Here is a 16,462-nt window from a genome sequence, read left to right on the forward strand (position 1 = left end):
GAGTTGACCTTCTGTGGGTACTGCAAGGCTGGTATACGCGACCCGTGATGCGTCAGATTCAGAATATTTAATATTTATTTTTTAAAAATTGTGCGTGAGCGTCAGGCGCAATGTGCGCGGCTCGACCGGGTGGAAATGCACGTCGTCGACGCCGCCCTCCGGCTCGCCTTGCAAGCGCGAGCGGTAGTAGTAGTCGATGTCGCTGGCGCGGCGGTTGAGCAAGTTGAAGCCGTCCAGCGTGAGCCTGGTGTTACGGCTGAGCTGATAGCCGATGCGGCCATAGGCCAGCGTGGTGGCTGCCGAGCGCACGCTGTTGTCTTCCACCAGCGGACGCTGGCCGAAGTAGCGCACTTCAAGGCCGCCAAACCAGCGGCCAAGATCTTTCACGGTCACGCCAAACGCGGCCACTTTGTTCAGTGCCTCCGGCACGTAGTTGCCCGCTGGATCGTTGTCGCGGTAGCGCGCGCGCGCGGCCGACAAGTCGAGATCAAACAGCAGCCACGGCGCGGCGATGTAGTGGTTGCTCCATTCAACGCCGTGGCGGCGGCTGGCGCGGCTGGTCTCGGTCTGGCCGCTGTCGCCTGCATACACCAGTTCCGAATCGATATCGAGCGTCCACAGCGCCAGCGAGCTTTGCAGGCCGGGCAGCCACGCGCTGCGTACGCCCAGTTCGGCGCCGCGCGTGGCCGCCAGCGGCGGCGCCGGCGCCGGCCCGGTCACGCCGCGCGCGTCATTGCTGTGAAAGCCGGCGCCGTAGTTGATGAAGTATTCGGTGTCGCGCCACGGCCCCAAAATCAGCGCTAGCTTGGGGGAGAATTTGTGCGCGTTGGCGCGCTCGTCGTTCACTGTAAAACGGTAGGCGTCGTAGCGCAGGCCGGCGATGCTGCGCAAAGACGGCGTCCAATAGCTGGTGTTTTCCGCAGACAGTCCGAGACTGGCTTCGTTGATGCGATCTTCGCGCACGGTGCCGAGGCGCTGGCGTGCCGCGGTGGCGTACAGGCCGATGGGGGCGATATGGTCGTAGCGCGTTTGCGCGCCCAGCTTGTTGCGCATGCCGATGCCGCCGATGTTGCTGAGCCATGTCTGGCTGATGCTGGCGCCGCCCATGGTGCGGCGTTCGCTTTGCTGGAACTGGTCGCCCTGCACCGGGTCATTGAGCCAGTAGGTAAAGTTGCTGTACAAGTCGAGACTCGATCGCACCAGATAGGCCGACGCTTCAGTCAAGCGGTCGCTGTCGCGACGGTGCAGATTCCACGCCACGCTGGTGCGCGCGGTATCGCCGCCGTCGCTGGGATCGATGCTGCCGTAGCGGTCGATCATGCCCGACTGCACGGCGCGCAACGGCACTTGGTCAGTGGCGTTCCAGCGGTTGCGGTAGGCCATGGCGGCGATGCTGTAGCCATCTTGCGCGTCGCCGTGGCTATAGCGCAGCGTGGCGCTGAACTTGCGCACCTGCTCCGGCGCTTGCCACGGCCCGTCGTTGCGGCTCAGTTCCAAGCCATACAGCAGCGTGCCATTCGCTGCTGCAAACGAGTCCGCCACCACGCCGCGTTGATAGCCATAGCTGCCGATGGTCAGGCTGGCGAGGCCTTGCTTGAGCCGGTCGCTGAGCCGGATGTGGGCCGCGCCGGCGGAAGAAAAATCGCCTTCGTCGGCAAAGTAGCTGCCCTTTTTGTAATCGATGCGCTGCACCAGTTCCGGGATCAGGAAGTTGAGGTCGGAATAGCCCTGGCCGTGCGCGTTGCTGCGCATATTGACCGGCACGCCATCGACCCAGGTGGCGAAATCGGTGCCGTGGTCAAGATTGAAGCCGCGCAGGAAGTATTGATTGGCCTTGCCGTCGCCGCTGTGCTGCGTGACGATCATGCCGGGCACGAATTCCAGTAGCTCGCCGGTGCGCAGCGCGGGACGGTTGGCGATCAGGTTGGCGGTGACGCTGCCCTGGCTGGCGGCGTCGCTGGCGCCGATGGCGTTGTCATAATGTCCCATCACAATCACGCTGGTTAGCGCGGCCTCGCCGTCATTGGCGGCAGCGAGGCCATGAACGGCGAGCGCCAGCATCGTCGCGAGCTTGCAGTTGCTTGTCATAGAGTCTCCCAGCCAGTCTTGCCGTTTACTTCACGTTGTCAGGCATATACGCAGTGGGCACGTTCGCGGATTCATATTTCTTTTTGTGTGCGAACTGGAATGTGATAATTTGCTCACGCTTGAGAGGTTTAATTTCCATTATTGATAAGGCAATCAGTGTCCGACGCTCATACTCTCGATCCACAGCAACTCCGCATCTGGCTGCAAGGCGCCGCGCAACGCGACGCAAGCGCCTTCCGTTCACTGTATGACGCTACCTCAGCGAAACTGTTTGGCTTTGCGCTGCGTATATTGGTTAAGCGCGAACTGGCCGAAGAGGTGCTGCAAGAAAGTTTCGTCGCGATCTGGCACAACGCGGCCAGCTATCAGAGCCATCTGGCCGCACCGATGACGTGGATGACCACCATCGTGCGCAACAAGGCCTTCGATGTGCTGCGCCGTACCGATGATGCCGCCGAAATCGATGGAGACCAGTTTGACGCCGAAGTCATGAACGCCCTACACGACCCTGCCGCCACGCCGATCGAGGCCTTGACCATGAGCCGCGACGCCAAGGCGCTGGCCTATTGCATGTCCGCGCTGGAAGGGCTGCATCGCCAAGTATTGGGCTTGGCCTTCTTCCACGACTTGTCGCACAGCGAAGTGGCGCAGCAAATGGCGCTGCCGATCGGCACCGTCAAGACGTGGATACGGCGCAGCCTTGAACGCTTGAAGGCTTGTTTGTCGAAAGGAGACCGCGCATGAATATCCGCGACAACGCTCCCCTGCGCGACAAGCTGGCCGCTGAATACGTGCTTGGCACGCTGAAAGGCGGCGCGCGCCGCCGCTTCGAAGGCTATCTGCACAACGACGCCGCGCTGCGCCACCTCACCATCGAATGGCAAGACCGCCTGGCGCCGATGGCCGAATTCGCCACCGCGCAGCAACCGCGCAAGCAAGTCTGGGGCAATATCGAACGGCGCCTGAATCTGCGCCCTGCGCGCGCCGGCTGGCTGGAATCGCTGAACTTCTGGCGCTCGCTGGGCGTGCTGTCGACCGCGGTGGCGGCGCTGCTGGTGGTGGTGATCGGCCTGCGCGTGCTCGATACGCCGCGGCTTGACTACGTCGCCACGCTGACCGACGACAAAGCCCAAACCGCGCTGCTGCTGACCGGCGACACCGCGCACAAAGCGCTGACCGTGCGCCTGGTCGGCAACGCGCCGGTGGCCAGCGACAAGACGCTGCAATTGTGGGCCGTGCCTAAGCAGGGCAATCCGCGTTCGCTGGGTCTGCTGGCTGATAAAGGCGAAGTCAAGCTGGCGCTGACCAGCAACGCCGTCGGCGACGACGTCGCGGTGCTGGCCGTATCGCTTGAACCGAAAGGCGGTTCGCCCGATCCTAACGGCCCGACCGGCCCTATCCTGTACAAGGGCGCGTGGGTACGCGTAATGTAAAGAGAGCACACCATGGATGCAGAAAAATTCAACGTCGACTATTTCAACAACTTCGGCAAGGGCACCTTGCCGGATCACCTGGGCATCGTCATCACCTCGGTGAAGGAAAACGAGATCGTGGCGGAGTTCACGGTCACGAACAATCACCTGGCGCCGAATGGCTTTCTGCACGCCGGCAGTGTGGTCACGCTGGCCGATACCGCCTGCGGCTACGCCTGTTTCTCGCACCTGCCGGACGATGCACAAAACTTCACCACCATCGAATTGAAGTCGAATCACCTCGGCACCGCGCGCGAAGGCACGGTGGTGGCGACGGCGACGGCAGTGCACCTTGGCCGCACCACGCAAGTGTGGGACGCCACTGTGACGAACAAGGCCACTGGCAAAACAATAGCGTTGTTCAGATGCACGCAAATGGTTTTGTATCCCAAGAATAGCTGATAAATTGGCAGCTAGACCGACCACTCATGAGGATGAACATGCTTAAACGCTCCCGAATGGCCGCTATTGGCCTGCTGCTGGCTTCCTCACTGGCAATGGCCCAAACTCCTTACACCGAAGACTCCACTTACCAAGGCCTGGGCGGCAAGGAGGGTATCAAGAAGATCGTCGATACCTTCCTCGTGATCGTGCTGGCCGATCCGCGCATCAAGGATAGCTTCGCCGACTTCGATATCCCGCAGGTCAACCAGCGCTTGCAGGAGCAGTTCTGCGAATTCGCCGGCGGCCCGTGCAAGTACACCGGCAAGTACCGCGACAAGACCATGGACGGCGTCGGCACCGTGCGCGATATGAAGACCGTGCACCAGGACTTACAGATCACCAACGCCATGTTCAATGCGCTGACCGAGGATTTGCAGATCGCGATGGAACAGCACAATGTGCCAAGCAGCGTTGCGCTCAAGCTGGTCGCCAAGCTGGCGCCGATGCAGCGCGATATCGTGACGAAATAAGCGGAGCACAATCATGAAAAAACTCATTCCAGCATTGATGGCGGTATGCGCGTGCGCCGGCGCCGGCGCGCAGGACTTGGGCAAGCTGCTTGCCACCGGCGGCGTCTCGCAAGTGGAAGGCGCGGGCGGCGGCGGCATTACGCCGTGGGCGCTGATCACCAGCTACGGCTCGCGCGACTCGTGGGGCGCCAATGCGCACTACACCTACGTCGGCACGCAGGACTACAAGCTCAATTCTTACGGCGTGGCGGTCGGTATTCAAGATCGTCTTGAATTGTCGTTCGCGAATCAGGAATTCAAGGGCGAACTGGCGCCGCTCGATAAGCTGAACATCAAGCAGGATATCGTCGGCCTTAAATTCAAAGTGCTGGGCGATGCGGTGTACGAGCAGGATACCTGGGTGCCGCAAGTCGCAGTCGGCGCGATGTACAAGAAGAACAAGGGCATACGCGGCCTGGAGGCGCTGGGTGTCACCAACGTCAAGCAGCTCGGCGCCAAGGATGATAGCGGCTACGACTACTACGTCTCCGCCACCAAGATCTACCTCGAACAAAGCTTGCTGCTGAACGCCACGCTGCGCGCCACGCGCGCCAACCAAATGGGCCTGCTGGGCTTCGGCGGCGACAAGAACGACGATACGCGCCTGATGCCGGAATTCTCGGCCGCCTACCTGATCAACCGCAAGCTGGTGCTAGGCGCCGAGTATCGCCGCAAGCCGCACAACCTCGGCGTCGATGATGAGAAGGCGTACTACGACGCCTTCATCGCATGGTTCCCGACCAAGCACTGCTCGGTGACGGCGGCCTATGCCAATCTGGGCGACATCACCATCTTCAATCCGAAGAAGCAGAAGGGCTTGTACCTGTCCTTGCAGGCCGGCTTCTAGTAGCTCTTGTACGGCAGGAATTTGCCGCTGAGGACGACCTGGACGCGGTCGCCCTTGGGATCGGCTTCGCGCTGGATATTCATCGAGAAGTCGATCGCGCTCATGATGCCGTCGCCGAATTCTTCGTGGATCAACTCCTTGATGGTGGTGCCGTAGACGCTGACGATTTCGTACCAGCGGTAGATCAGCGGATCGGTCGGCACGGCGGTCGGCAGCGAACCTTTGTACGGCACGATCTGCAGCCATGCGGCTTCTTCATCGGTGAGGTCGAAGATTTCCTGCGCCTTGTCGGCTTGCGCGCGCGAGAAGGTCATCTGGCCGAGCAGCGCGGCCGTCGTCCATTCCTTGCTCTGGCCGAACTGCGTGGCGAGATCAGCCCAGCGCAGCTGCTTGGCGACCTTGGTGGAGATGATTTTTTGCGTGACTTGGTTGCGATCCATGGCAGCTTTCCTTAAGGGTTGAGGAGAGCTGTACGCCATGCAAACCGCGTGCCAGTTGTGGGGTACCCAGATGAGTGCCCGTAGGCGTCCACATACTGGCTTAAAGAGCACCCCGACCGGAAGGGTCTGACCCCGTACGGGGTCAGACCCTGAGCTTGGCGGTGTGCGGGTTGGGTTGGTGCCGCGCGCTTTTAAAGCGGCGTGCAACGTCAACCCCTTCTAGCCGCGTAGCGCCTGCTCCAGCAGCTTGTGTAGGGCCGGGAAGTCCGGCTCGCCGAGGTAGCGCTTGAGGATTTTGCCGTCCTTGCCGATGACGAAGGTGGTCGGCGTCATCGAGACATTGCCGTAGGCTTTGGCCGCCGAGCCGTCCGCATCCAGCGCTACCTTGAACGGCAGCTGGCGCGTTTCGGCGTAATTGATCACGTAGTTGGCCGGATCGTAGTTCATCGCCACCGCCACAAACTCCAGGCCTTCGGCCTTGAACTTGTTGTAGGTGTCGACCATCTTGGGCATCTCGGCCACGCAGGTGGTGCACGAGGTGGCCCAGAAATTCACCATCACTACCTTGCCCTTCAGGCTGGCCGGCGTGATTTTCTCGCCCTTGATGCTGACGAACGTCAGCTCGGGCGCCACCTCGCGCTTGTTCAGCACAGTGTAGCCGCCGAAGCCGATAACGGCAATCGCCACGGCGGCAATCACCGGTTTGATCCAGGCGCGGGAGGTGTCGCTCATGATTAGCTCTGCGCGTTGGCGTTGGCCGTGTTGGCCGGTTTAGGCTGGTAGGTTTTCCACTCCTCCTCGGAGATGTACTCAAATACCTTCACCACCTTGGTCACGCCGTTGACGCCGCGCGCGATGTCGGCGCCGATCTGGCCTTCGCGCTGGGTCACGCGGCCTTGCAGGTAGACCACGCCGCGCTCGGTCACCACCTGGTAGGAATTGGCCGAGATATCCTTGGCGTCAACCAGGCTGGCCTTTACCTTGGTGGTGATGATGGTGTCGCTGGAGCGCGAGGTGTAGCTCGACGGGCCGGCGATTTCCAATTCGTTGATCACATCGACCACGCCCTCGATGCCGCGGATTTCGCGCTCGATGGCCGCCTTCATGGCCTCATCGCGCACTTCGCCGGTCAGCAGGGCGCGGCGGTTGAAGCTGTTGATGTTGACGTGCGCAGCATCGCCGCCCACGTTGTTGGCCTTGATGCCGCCTTTGACTTCAATCGCGCGGTCTTCCGTCTGCGCGCCGAAGGTGCGGCGGTCGGAGGCCGCCAGCGTACCGGAAATCGCACCGCCCGCGACCAGCGCCACGCAGCCCGACAAGGATGCCAGCATGGCGCCGCACAGCACGCTCATGGCCAGCGGACGTTGTACCTTTTTCCAGATAGCGCTGGAATTACTCATTCACATCTCCTCCGAACAGGGCGACGTCGATGCCGTCGCAAATGCAATGGATAGTTACCAAATGGACTTCTTGAATACGGGCAGTACGGTCGTGCGGTACGCAGATATGGACGTCGGCGTCGGTCAGCATCTTGCCGATGGCACCGCCGCCTTTGCCGGTCAGGGCCACCACCCGCATCTCGCGCTCCAGCGCCGCTTCAATTGCCGCCATCACGTTGCCCGAGTTGCCCGAGGTCGAGAACGCCAGCAGGATGTCGCCGGCCTGGCCGAACGCTTGCACCTGCTTGGAGAAAATCTCGCGGTAGCTGTAATCGTTGGCCACGGCGGTCAGGATCGAGGTGTCGGTGGTCAGGGCGATGGCCGGCAGCGGGAAGCGCTCGCGCTCGAAACGGCCCACCAGCTCGGCGGCAAAGTGCTGCGAGTCGGCGGCCGAACCGCCGTTGCCGCACACCAGGATCTTGTTGCCGTTGGACAGCGCCGAGAACATCATCTCGATCGCCTGCGCAATGTGCGGGGCGAGGACGGTGGCGGATTGGATTTTGAGTTCGGCACTTTCGTGGAAGTGCGAGAGGATGCGTTGATTAGTCATAGTGTGCTGATTATAGTGCAGTCGTCCTGTTGACCGGACAAGCGCTGTTAAAAATGCTTACATCTCCAGGACGTTTTGTATCCAGGACAACTTATCGTTGTCGATGGCAATGAGGTCGAAGCGGCAGGGCGGTGGGATTTTATGGCGTAAAAGATAATGTTGTGCTGCGCGTAACAAGCGCTGCTGCTTGGCCGGCGTGACGCTGTAGGCCGCACCGCCGAATTTGCTGCTGGCGCGCTGGCGCACTTCCACGAACACCAGGGTCGGGCCTTCCAGCATGATGAGGTCCAGCTCGCCTGCCTTGCACAGGAAATTGCGTGCCTCCAGCGTCAGGCCTTGGGTGAGGAGGTAGGCCAGCGCCCTATCCTCACCCTGCCGGCCCAGCCGCTGCTGTGGGGTGCGCGGCATATCATCCTCATGGGTTGGCCGGCTTGGCGGTGCCGTTTTGGTAGACAGCCGATTGCTCGATGCGTTCGAACTGCGCCGGGCCTTGGCCGAAATCGACGGTCAGCTTGCCGGTCACGCCATCCAGCTGGAAGCGGCCGACCGGATGGCGGCCGATTTCACGCGCTACGCGGTAGGCGTCGATGCCGAGCGCGTACAAGCGGGCCATGTCAGCGCTGCCGACGCCGGTTTGCAGCGGACGCGGGTAGACCATCACCGCTGGATGGTCGCGCTGCACTTGCCATGGCAGGTCGAGCAGGCGTACGCCGTCCAGGTCGCGGCCGGGGAAACCGGCGCTGCCGCCGGGATTGAGCGCCGAGGTGCCGTAGATTGGCAGGCTGGCGAATTGCTCGGTTGGCACAGGCGGTGGCGGCGGCAGCTTGTCGGCGGTGCTGAAAATCGGGTTGTCCGGCTCGGTGGTGAGCACGCTGCCGAGGGCGATGCGCAGCTGGCGGGTCTGGTCCGCGCCCATGGCCGAGAACAGCACGGTGGGCATGTCCTGGCGCAGGCGGGCGCGCAATTGCACCAGTTCTGGATCGCTGAGGTAGCCGTCCGGCGCGCTTAGTTCGACGGTGCGCACCGGGCGGCCGAGGCGGCCTTCCCACTGGCTGGTGAAGGCGGCGGCCACCCGGCGTTGCCACGCAGAATTGGTGGTGAGCACCAGCGCGCTGCCGCCAGCCTGCTCGGACGCCGCCCACTGGGCCGCTTGCCGCGCTTCTTCCTCGATCGACAGGCCGATGGCCAGCATTTGCGGCGGCAGCGGCATGGCGCCGGGCTGGCCGTGGCCTTCCGGGTAATTCAGGGCGATGGTCGGCTTGCTGACCAGTGGGCTGCCGGCGATGGTTGCCACAGCCGCGCGCGACAGCGGGCCGACCACGATATCTTCGTTTTGCAGGGCACGTGCGTAGGCGGCAAGGATGTCTTGCGGCACATCGCCGGTTTCCAGCACGGTGATGGTGATATTGTCGCGGTCGCGTTCCCAGCCTGCCATGAAGCCTGCCCGGACGGATTCGGCGGCGGCGCCCAGCGAGTCCGAGCGCAGCGGCAGCAGCAGGCCGATGCGGATCGGCGTGCCGGATGGCTGCGCGCTTTCGTTGACGAAGCGGGCGCCGAGATCGGCTTGGCGCATGGCTGGCTGGCCCGGATTCTCGGCTTGGCTCTGGCTGCCGGTGTCCGGTGCGACCGTGGCGCCGGCCTCGGTAACGGCAAATACCTCGGCCGCAGGCAGCTCCGGCCCCGGCGGCGCCTTGAGCGGCAGCGGTTTCGGCGCGGGCGCAGGCGCGGGCGCGGCAATCACCGGCGGCGGGCTTGTTTTTGCCGGCTGGGGCGAGCACAATCCTCCCGGCGCGTCGCAAAACGGCGTGCTGCATGCACTCAGCACTGCGGCAGCCATGCACAGCAGCGTCAACCTCACACTTTTCATCCTTATCCCCAATGAGCGACCACGACTCCAGTTCCATTGCCAGCCTGCCCGTCCTGGGCGAAACGGCACACCAAGCCTATCCTAGCGCAACCTTGTACGTCGTGGCGACCCCGATCGGCAATGTGACGGATATTAGCCTGCGCGCGCTGCACGTTTTGAGCTTGGTCAATGCTGTGGCATGCGAAGACACGCGAAATACCGCGACTTTGATGAACCGCTTCGGCTTGCACAAGCCATTAATTGCCGCGCACCAGCACAACGAGCGTGAGGCGGCCGAGACTTTGATCGCCCGCTTGCAAGCCGGCGAGCGCATTGCGCTGGTGTCGGATGCCGGTACGCCGGCGGTGTCCGATCCGGGCGCGCGCATCGTCGATGCGGTGCGGGCGGCTGGTTTGCGCGTGTTGCCGCTGCCGGGCGCTTCGGCGGCCGTAACGGCTTTGTCGGCCAGCGGCCTGGTGAATGACCAGTTTTATTTTGTCGGTTTCCTGCCGGCCAAGGCCAAGCAGCGCGAAAACTTCCTCGGCACCCTGCGTTCGGTGACCGCGACCATGGTGTTTTATGAAGCGCCGCACCGGATCCTGGACTGCGCCGCCGCCCTCGCCTCGGTGTTTGAACCGACCCGCCAAGTGGTGTTTGCGCGTGAACTGACCAAGATGTTCGAAGAAATTCACCGCTGCCCGCTGTCCGAGGCGGAAGCGTGGATCAAGGCCGATGCGCACCGGGAAAAGGGCGAATTCGTGGTGTTGCTGGAAGGCGCACCCCCGGCCGACGATGAAAATGACGTTGAAACGGATCGCCTGTTGAATATCCTGCTGGCGGAACTGCCTGTTAAACAGGCAGCCGGGCTGGCCGCGCAAATCACCGGCCGCAAGAAAAACGCCCTGTACGACCGCGCCCTGCAATTGAAGGACGAGGCTTAAAACTTACAGTGCTTGTCCAGCGCCCAGAATAGCGGGGCGAGCAAGCCGGCGCCGGAGGCCGATTTCAAGCAATCGGTTTTCTTGGCGGCGGCCATCTTGGTCGCCAGCTCATTGGCGACCGGTTCGGTATTGATCGGATGGGCTTCCAGCTGCGCTGCCAGCGTGCCGGGCGGCGCTTTCTCCTTGGCCACCTTGCGGGCGGTCTTCAGTGCCTCGTTCATATCGAATTGCTTGGGCTGCTGGTCCGGGTACAGCGGATCGGGCGGCAGCGTGACGGCTTGCGACTCGGCCGGGGTTGCTGCCGGCGCTGGCGGGATGATGCCCGGTGTGGCCTCGGCGGCGATGACGCGCTGTGGTGCACGGTTGGGGACAGGCTCGCGCTTGCGCGGTTTTTCCGGCGGCGGCGCCGCCCGGGCAACAACTTGCGGCGGCTTCGGCGGCTGCAGCCAAACCGTCATCGCGCGGGCCGGCTGCTGCGGTGTTTCCGTCGGCAAGCGATAGCCAAAGATCAACACGGCGTGCAGCAGCAGCGAGACGGCGATCCCTGCCGCAATGCCTGCCCGCCGCAGCCGCACGGGTTGATCGAATGAAATTGTGGCATCCATGATCAGTCGATCATAGCACCGAAGTTACACAAGCACTTGACGACCTGCCCGGCAGACTGTATTATCTTGCTTCTTCGGAGTGTAGCGCAGCCCGGTAGCGCATCTGGTTTGGGACCAGAGGGTCCAAGGTTCGAATCCTTGTACTCCGACCAAAATCTAAAAACCCTGTTTGATGGCAACGTCAAACAGGGTTTTTTCCTTTATGGATCAAGGCCTCGACCAGCAACGCCGCGCGGCGGGTGACGGTGAATCCGGGGTCAGTTCTGCCAATCGCACACGAGCTCATGTACCAATGGCAGAACTGACCCCGGTTTTCATCAACCGGCGCGCTTGGCGGCGATGGCGTTGCCGGCGCGGCTGGCGCCCTTGCGGTTGAGGAATTGCGAGATGAACTGGCCCGCGTCCACCACGATATCGAGGTCGATGCCGGTCTCGATGCCCAAGCCCTGCATCATGTACAGCACGTCCTCGGTGGCGACGTTGCCGGTTGCGCCTTTCGCATACGGGCAGCCGCCCAGTCCCGATACCGACGAGTGGTAGATCGCAATGCCCACTTCCAGGCTGGCGTAAATATTGGCCAGCGCCTGGCCGTAGGTATCGTGGAAGTGGCCGGACAAGCCGTCCACGCGGAATTCGCGGATGGCGCGTTCCATCACCGCTTGCGTCTTGCGCGGCGTCGCTACGCCGATGGTGTCGGCGATGTCGATTTCATCGCAGCCCAGATCGCGCATGCGGCCTACCACGTCGGCCACCGCGTCCAGCGGCACTTCGCCCTGGTACGGGCAGCCGAAGGCGCAGCTGATGCTGCCGCGCAGGCGGATGCCCTGCTCTTTCGCCGCTTTCGCCACGCCTTCAAAGCGCGCAATCGATTCCGCGATCGAGCAGTTGATGTTCTTTTGCGAGAAGGCTTCCGAGGCCGAGCCGAAGATCACCACTTCGTCGGCCTTCGCCGCCAGCGCCGCTTCAAAGCCCTGCATGTTCGGCGTCAGCGCCGAGTAGATCACGCCCGGCTTGCGATTGATGGCGGCCATCACGTCGGCACTGGTCGCCATTTGCGGCACCCATTTTGGCGACACGAAGGCTGCCGCTTCAATGTTCTGGAAGCCGGCGCTGGTAAGACGGTTCACCAGTTCGATCTTGATCTCGGCCGGGACGTTTTCCTTCTCATTTTGCAGGCCGTCGCGCGGGCCGACTTCAACGATTTTGACTTGTTTCGGTAAGCTGCTCATTTCAATATCCCAGTATGCGGTCAACCACGCCGGCGACTTGTTCGCCAGTTTCGGTCTTGCGGATGTTAGCGGCAATCTGCTGCACGCTCTCGCGGCGCAAGGTCAGCGCGGAGATGTGCGGCGTGATGGTGATGCGCGGCTCCTGCCAGAACGGATGCTGCGCCGGTAGCGGCTCGTTGCGGAACACGTCCAGCGTGGCGGCGGCGATGTGGCCGGATTTAATCAGCGTAAGCAGATCCGGCTCGGCGATGTGCGCGCCGCGCGCGACGTTGATGATGTAAGAGCCGGCCGGCAGCTTGCTCATGTTGGTGCGATCCATGATGTTGCTGGTATCCGGCGTCAGCGGCAGCATGCAGACCAATACGCGCGAACCGCGCAGGAAGGTATCGAGACCATCGGCGCCGCGGAAGCACTGCACGCCCGGCATATTCTTCTCGGTGCGGCTCCAGCCGCGCAGCGGAAAGCCGAACGGCGCCAGTGCTTCCAGCACGCGCGTTCCCAGCACGCCCATGCCGAGCACACCGACGGCGAAATCTTCCTTGTGATGCTGCGGTAGCGGCGCCCACTGGCCGGCGCGTGCCTGCGCTTCGTATTCGTCGAAGCGGCGGAAGTAGCGCAGCACGGAGTGCGTGACGTATTCTGCCATCTGTATCGCCATGCCTGCATCTTCCAGACGGATGATGGGAATGTGCGGCGGCAGTGCGTCGCCGAATTTGAGCAGCGCGTCGACGCCGGCGCCGGTGACGAAGATGGCTTTGACGGTGCTCAGCTCCGGCAGCATGGCTTCCGGCGGCGACCACACCACGGCGTAGTCGCAGGCCTGGTTTTTTTCACCGGCGTGCCAGATTTCGATCTCGGCTTCCGGCAGGTATTTGGCGAAGTCCTTGATCCACGGCTCGGTTTTGCCGTCGGCGCGGTGTAACAAGATGCGCATGGTGTTCTCCTTTACGCCGCCTTGAAGGCCAGCAGTGGCGCGCCGTCTGCGACCTGGTCGCCCACGCTGTAGAGAATGTCGTCGATCATGCCGTCGTGCGGGGCGGCGATGGTGTGCTCCATTTTCATGGCTTCCATGATGACTAGCGGTTCGCCTTTTTTGACTTCCTGGCCCTTGGCTGCGAGGACGGCGACGACTTTGCCTGGCATGGGCGCGGTGAGGCGGCCGCCTTCGGATTCGGTTTCGCCGGCGTGGGCCATGGGGTCGTTCCACGCGAACTGGTAGTGCGCGCCGTTGGCGAAGACGTGGAAGGTGTCGCCGTCGCGCAGCACGGTGCCGTGGGTGGCCTGGTCGCCTAGCTTGATGCTGTAGTCGTTGCCGGTATGCGATGTCAGTGACAGGGCTTGCGGTGCGGCGTTGCCGGCGCTGAACAGCCAGTCTTCAGTGCGATAGGTTACGTAGGTGTCGTAGGCTGCATGTTCGTCGGCGAACGACAGCTTGCGCGCGTAGGATTGGTTCATGCGCCAGCCGTTGGCCTGCGCCCACGGATCGGCTGCCGGCTTTTGCTCCGACGCCAGCAGCGCGACGGCAGCCAGTGCAAGTGGGCCTGCTGGCGCGGGCTGCGCGGCTGGGAACAGGCTGTCGTGATTGCGTTCGATGAGGCCAGTATCCAGATCGGCCAAGGAGAAAGCCTGGCCTTCAACGAGGCGTTTCAGGAACGCGATGTTGGTTGCCAGGCCGACGATTTGATACTGCGCCAGCGCTTGCGCCATGCGGGCCAAAGCCTGCTTACGATCCGCGCCCCAAACGATCAGCTTAGCGATCATCGGATCGTAGAACGGCGAGATGGCGTCGCCCTCGCGTACGCCGGAGTCGATGCGCACATCGCCCAGTTCAAACGACACTGCGCTTGGCGTTCCGAGATGGCGCAGGGTGCCGATCGATGGCAGGAAGCCCTTCTCAGGATTCTCCGCGTAGATACGCGCCTCGATGGCGTGGCCGTTGATCGCCAACTCGTGCTGCTGCTTCGGCAGCGGTTCGCCGGCCGCAACGCGCAACTGCCACTCAACCAAATCCGTCCCGGTAATCATCTCGGTCACCGGATGTTCTACCTGGAGGCGGGTGTTCATCTCCATGAAGTAGAAACTGCCATCCTGATTGGCGATGAACTCCACCGTGCCCGCGCCAACATAGCCGACGGCGCGTGCGGCTGCAACGGCGGCTTCGCCCATCGCCGCGCGGCGCTCCGCCGGCATACCCGGCGCCGGCGCTTCTTCCAGCACTTTCTGGTGGCGCCGCTGCACCGAGCAATCGCGCTCGAACAAATAGATGCAATTGCCGAGCGTATCGGCAAACACCTGAATTTCAATGTGACGCGGGCGTTGGAGGTACTTCTCCGCCAACACCTTGTCGTCACCAAAAGAACTGATCGCCTCGCGCTTGCACGACGCCAGCGCATCCTTGAACTGCGCCGAGTTTTCAATCACGCGCATGCCCTTGCCGCCGCCGCCGGCCGATGCCTTCAGCAGCACCGGATAGCCGATTTTGTCAGCCTGCGCATGCAGGAAATCCGCATCCTGCTGCTCGCCGTGATAGCCCGGCACCAGCGGCACATTGGCCTTCTCCATCAACTGCTTGGCAGCCGACTTGGAACCCATGGCGCGCATGGCCGATGCAGGCGGGCCAATAAACACGAGGCCCGCTTCCGCGCAGGCGTCCGCAAACTCCGCGTTCTCGGACAGGAAGCCATAGCCCGGATGAATCGCCTGCGCACCGGTCGCCTTGGCGACGGCGATGATTTTATCGCCGCACAGGTAGCTCTCCTTGGCGGCGGCAGGGCCGATCAGCACTGCCTCGTCGCACACGGCGACGTGCTTGGCGTTGGCATCCGCCTCGGAATACACGGCCACGGTCTTGATGCCCATACGGCGCGCGGTAGCGGCCACACGGCAAGCGATTTCACCACGGTTGGCGATCAGAATTTTTGTAAACATCGTCTCTCTCTTTGCGGCTTATGGCCGGAAGTTTTTTTATGGTGATGCTTCAGTGAGGCTTGCGATCAGCAGCCGCAGCTCTCTTTTTGTACCGATTCCAGCACCGCGCCGCGCGTACGCAAGCCCAGTTTCTCCAGCAGCGCGCGGTCATCGTTGGCTTCTGGATTATCGGTCGTCAGCAGCTTGTCGCCATAGAAGATCGAGTTCGCGCCGGCCATGAAGCACATTGCCTGCACCGCCTCGCCCAGCTCGCGGCGGCCGGCCGACAGGCGCACGCGCGCTTTCGGCATGGTGATACGCGCCACGGCGATGGTGCGCACGAATTCGAACGGATCCAGCGGCGGCAGGCCGTGCAGCGGCGTGCCTTCCACCTGCACCAGGTGATTGATCGGCACCGACTCAGGATACGGATTCAGATTCGCCAGCTGCGCAATCAGGCCAGCGCGCTGGTCGCGCGATTCGCCCATGCCGACGATGCCGCCGCAGCAAACCTTCAGGCCTGCTTCGCGCACGTGGCCCAGCGTATCCAAACGGTCTTGGTATTCGCGGGTCGAAATCACGTTGTCATAGAACTCGGGCGCGGTGTCCAGATTGTGGTTGTAGTAATCGAGGCCCGCATCCTTCAGGCGCTGCGCCTGGTGCTCTTCCAGCATGCCCAGCGTGGCGCAGGTTTCCAGACCCAGCGCCTTCACTTCACGCACCATGGTTTCGACTTTTTCCATATCGCGGTCTTTAGGGCTGCGCCATGCAGCGCCCATGCAGAAACGGGTCGCGCCGTTGTCCTTGGCCTGCTTGGCCGCATCCAGCACGGTTTCCAGATCGAGAATCTTCTTGGCTTCCACGCCGGTGTCGTAGCGTGCCGCTTGCGGGCAGTAGCCGCAGTCTTCCTCGCAGCCGCCGGTTTTAATCGACAGCAGCGTCGCCAGCTCCACGTCGCCGTCCGGGAAGTTGGCGCGGTGGACTTGCTGTGCCTTGAACAGCAGGTCGTTGAACGGCAGATCGAACAGCGCCAATACTTCTTCGCGCGGCCACGTGGTGGCGGCAGGCGTGATCGGCGCCGTTGGACGGTGCAGGGAAACGACCTTCGGTTCTTGCAGGATGTTCTGAGGCATACGGGTTCCTTC

18 protein-coding genes and 1 tRNA gene are annotated in these 16,462 nt (G+C 62.6%); 7 read left to right on the forward strand and 12 right to left on the reverse strand.

The features are described from left to right. Window positions 1–81: 81 nt before the first annotated feature. Entirely contained in the window at window positions 82–2,088 is a 2,007-nt protein-coding gene (locus tag GTP45_RS22130) for a TonB-dependent receptor (protein ID WP_161016002.1), read from the reverse strand. Window positions 2,089–2,244: 156 nt separating this feature from the next. Here GTP45_RS22130 and GTP45_RS22135 point away from each other — a divergent pair, with 156 nt between their 5' ends. The 5 genes from GTP45_RS22135 to GTP45_RS22155 are packed head-to-tail and all read left to right on the forward strand — an operon-like array spanning window position 2,245 to window position 5,360. Then, window positions 2,245–2,832, forward strand: coding sequence for a sigma-70 family RNA polymerase sigma factor (locus GTP45_RS22135; RefSeq protein WP_161016003.1), 588 nt, complete (start codon window positions 2,245–2,247; stop codon window positions 2,830–2,832). Continuing rightward, a complete protein-coding gene (locus GTP45_RS22140; protein ID WP_161016004.1) occupies window positions 2,829–3,521 on the forward strand; it encodes an anti-sigma factor in 693 nt (230 codons plus the stop codon). Before GTP45_RS22135 ends, GTP45_RS22140 begins: the two co-directional genes overlap by 4 nt. A gap of 12 nt (window positions 3,522–3,533) precedes the next feature. Further along, window positions 3,534–3,962, forward strand: a complete 429-nt coding sequence (locus tag GTP45_RS22145; protein WP_161016005.1) for a PaaI family thioesterase — start codon at window positions 3,534–3,536, stop codon at window positions 3,960–3,962. Window positions 3,963–4,000: 38 nt separating this feature from the next. Then, a complete protein-coding gene (locus tag GTP45_RS22150) occupies window positions 4,001–4,474 on the forward strand; it encodes a group I truncated hemoglobin (RefSeq protein WP_229258585.1) in 474 nt (157 codons plus the stop codon). 13 nt (window positions 4,475–4,487) lie between these two features. After that, window positions 4,488–5,360 carry a DUF3034 family protein gene (locus GTP45_RS22155; RefSeq protein ID WP_161016006.1) on the forward strand — a complete coding sequence of 291 codons (873 nt, stop codon included), beginning with the start codon at window positions 4,488–4,490 and terminating at the stop codon, window positions 5,358–5,360. On the opposite strand, the gene cynS is transcribed toward GTP45_RS22155, so the two are convergent. From cynS to GTP45_RS22185, 6 genes are all read right to left on the reverse strand, one after another. Continuing rightward, complete coding sequence (gene cynS, locus GTP45_RS22160) at window positions 5,357–5,800, reverse strand: cyanase (protein ID WP_161016007.1); 444 nt, start codon at window positions 5,798–5,800, stop codon at window positions 5,357–5,359. The two genes, GTP45_RS22155 and cynS, sit on opposite strands and share 4 nt — an antisense overlap. A gap of 219 nt (window positions 5,801–6,019) precedes the next feature. Continuing rightward, entirely contained in the window at window positions 6,020–6,532 is a 513-nt protein-coding gene (locus tag GTP45_RS22165; RefSeq protein ID WP_161016008.1) for a peroxiredoxin family protein, read from the reverse strand. A 2-nt stretch (window positions 6,533–6,534) separates the two neighbouring features. Further along, window positions 6,535–7,200: a BON domain-containing protein gene (locus GTP45_RS22170; RefSeq protein ID WP_161016009.1), complete on the reverse strand. Its 666-nt coding sequence runs from the start codon at window positions 7,198–7,200 to the stop codon at window positions 6,535–6,537. After that, on the reverse strand, window positions 7,193–7,789 hold the full coding sequence (locus GTP45_RS22175; RefSeq protein WP_161016010.1) for a phosphoheptose isomerase: 597 nt from the start codon (window positions 7,787–7,789) through the stop codon (window positions 7,193–7,195). The genes GTP45_RS22170 and GTP45_RS22175 overlap by 8 nt, the downstream gene beginning before the upstream one ends. A gap of 57 nt (window positions 7,790–7,846) precedes the next feature. Continuing rightward, a complete protein-coding gene (locus tag GTP45_RS22180; protein WP_161016011.1) occupies window positions 7,847–8,197 on the reverse strand; it encodes a YraN family protein in 351 nt (116 codons plus the stop codon). A gap of 7 nt (window positions 8,198–8,204) precedes the next feature. Next, window positions 8,205–9,656, reverse strand: a complete 1,452-nt coding sequence (locus GTP45_RS22185) for a penicillin-binding protein activator (RefSeq protein WP_161016012.1) — start codon at window positions 9,654–9,656, stop codon at window positions 8,205–8,207. A gap of 11 nt (window positions 9,657–9,667) precedes the next feature. On the opposite strand from GTP45_RS22185, the gene rsmI reads away from it, so the two are divergent. Continuing rightward, complete coding sequence (gene rsmI, locus GTP45_RS22190) at window positions 9,668–10,576, forward strand: 16S rRNA (cytidine(1402)-2'-O)-methyltransferase (RefSeq protein ID WP_161016013.1); 909 nt, start codon at window positions 9,668–9,670, stop codon at window positions 10,574–10,576. Here the strand turns inward: rsmI and GTP45_RS22195 are convergent. Next, complete coding sequence (locus GTP45_RS22195) at window positions 10,573–11,181, reverse strand: hypothetical protein (protein WP_161016014.1); 609 nt, start codon at window positions 11,179–11,181, stop codon at window positions 10,573–10,575. The two genes, rsmI and GTP45_RS22195, sit on opposite strands and share 4 nt — an antisense overlap. 75 nt (window positions 11,182–11,256) lie before the next feature. On the opposite strand from GTP45_RS22195, the gene GTP45_RS22200 reads away from it, so the two are divergent. Beyond that, a tRNA-Pro gene (locus tag GTP45_RS22200) sits at window positions 11,257–11,333 on the forward strand. Between the two features lie 165 nt (window positions 11,334–11,498). Here the strand turns inward: GTP45_RS22200 and GTP45_RS22205 are convergent. From GTP45_RS22205 to bioB, 4 genes are all read right to left on the reverse strand, one after another. Next, window positions 11,499–12,410 carry a hydroxymethylglutaryl-CoA lyase gene (locus tag GTP45_RS22205; RefSeq protein ID WP_161016015.1) on the reverse strand — a complete coding sequence of 304 codons (912 nt, stop codon included), beginning with the start codon at window positions 12,408–12,410 and terminating at the stop codon, window positions 11,499–11,501. 1 nt (window position 12,411) lies between these two features. Beyond that, on the reverse strand, window positions 12,412–13,344 hold the full coding sequence (locus GTP45_RS22210) for a 2-hydroxyacid dehydrogenase (RefSeq protein WP_161016016.1): 933 nt from the start codon (window positions 13,342–13,344) through the stop codon (window positions 12,412–12,414). An 11-nt stretch (window positions 13,345–13,355) separates the two neighbouring features. Beyond that, window positions 13,356–15,338: an acetyl-CoA carboxylase biotin carboxylase subunit gene (locus GTP45_RS22215; RefSeq protein WP_161016017.1), complete on the reverse strand. Its 1,983-nt coding sequence runs from the start codon at window positions 15,336–15,338 to the stop codon at window positions 13,356–13,358. 65 nt (window positions 15,339–15,403) lie between these two features. Then, window positions 15,404–16,450: a biotin synthase BioB gene (bioB, locus tag GTP45_RS22220; protein WP_161016018.1), complete on the reverse strand. Its 1,047-nt coding sequence runs from the start codon at window positions 16,448–16,450 to the stop codon at window positions 15,404–15,406. Window positions 16,451–16,462 lie beyond the last annotated feature (12 nt).

The sequence above is a fragment of the Duganella rivi genome (assembly GCF_009857435.1).
In the GTDB taxonomy this organism is placed as follows: domain Bacteria; phylum Pseudomonadota; class Gammaproteobacteria; order Burkholderiales; family Burkholderiaceae_D; genus Rugamonas; species Rugamonas rivi.

Excerpts from the sequence above, each read along its gene's own strand:
- GTP45_RS22130 (WP_161016002.1), bottom strand. The coding sequence starts at position 2,088 with ATGACAAGCAACTGCAAGCTCGCGACGATGCTGGCGCTCGCCGTTCAT.
- GTP45_RS22140 (WP_161016004.1), top strand. The coding sequence starts at position 2,829 with ATGAATATCCGCGACAACGCTCCCCTGCGCGACAAGCTGGCCGCTGAA.
- GTP45_RS22145 (WP_161016005.1), top strand. The coding sequence starts at position 3,534 with ATGGATGCAGAAAAATTCAACGTCGACTATTTCAACAACTTCGGCAAG.
- GTP45_RS22150 (WP_229258585.1), top strand. The coding sequence starts at position 4,001 with ATGCTTAAACGCTCCCGAATGGCCGCTATTGGCCTGCTGCTGGCTTCC.
- GTP45_RS22155 (WP_161016006.1), top strand. The coding sequence starts at position 4,488 with ATGAAAAAACTCATTCCAGCATTGATGGCGGTATGCGCGTGCGCCGGC.
- cynS (WP_161016007.1), bottom strand. The coding sequence starts at position 5,800 with ATGGATCGCAACCAAGTCACGCAAAAAATCATCTCCACCAAGGTCGCC.
- GTP45_RS22165 (WP_161016008.1), bottom strand. The coding sequence starts at position 6,532 with ATGAGCGACACCTCCCGCGCCTGGATCAAACCGGTGATTGCCGCCGTG.
- GTP45_RS22170 (WP_161016009.1), bottom strand. The coding sequence starts at position 7,200 with ATGAGTAATTCCAGCGCTATCTGGAAAAAGGTACAACGTCCGCTGGCC.
- GTP45_RS22175 (WP_161016010.1), bottom strand. The coding sequence starts at position 7,789 with ATGACTAATCAACGCATCCTCTCGCACTTCCACGAAAGTGCCGAACTC.
- GTP45_RS22180 (WP_161016011.1), bottom strand. The coding sequence starts at position 8,197 with ATGCCGCGCACCCCACAGCAGCGGCTGGGCCGGCAGGGTGAGGATAGG.
- GTP45_RS22185 (WP_161016012.1), bottom strand. The coding sequence starts at position 9,656 with ATGAAAAGTGTGAGGTTGACGCTGCTGTGCATGGCTGCCGCAGTGCTG.
- rsmI (WP_161016013.1), top strand. The coding sequence starts at position 9,668 with ATGAGCGACCACGACTCCAGTTCCATTGCCAGCCTGCCCGTCCTGGGC.
- GTP45_RS22195 (WP_161016014.1), bottom strand. The coding sequence starts at position 11,181 with ATGGATGCCACAATTTCATTCGATCAACCCGTGCGGCTGCGGCGGGCA.
- GTP45_RS22205 (WP_161016015.1), bottom strand. The coding sequence starts at position 12,410 with ATGAGCAGCTTACCGAAACAAGTCAAAATCGTTGAAGTCGGCCCGCGC.
- GTP45_RS22210 (WP_161016016.1), bottom strand. The coding sequence starts at position 13,344 with ATGCGCATCTTGTTACACCGCGCCGACGGCAAAACCGAGCCGTGGATC.
- GTP45_RS22215 (WP_161016017.1), bottom strand. The coding sequence starts at position 15,338 with ATGTTTACAAAAATTCTGATCGCCAACCGTGGTGAAATCGCTTGCCGT.
- bioB (WP_161016018.1), bottom strand. The coding sequence starts at position 16,450 with ATGCCTCAGAACATCCTGCAAGAACCGAAGGTCGTTTCCCTGCACCGT.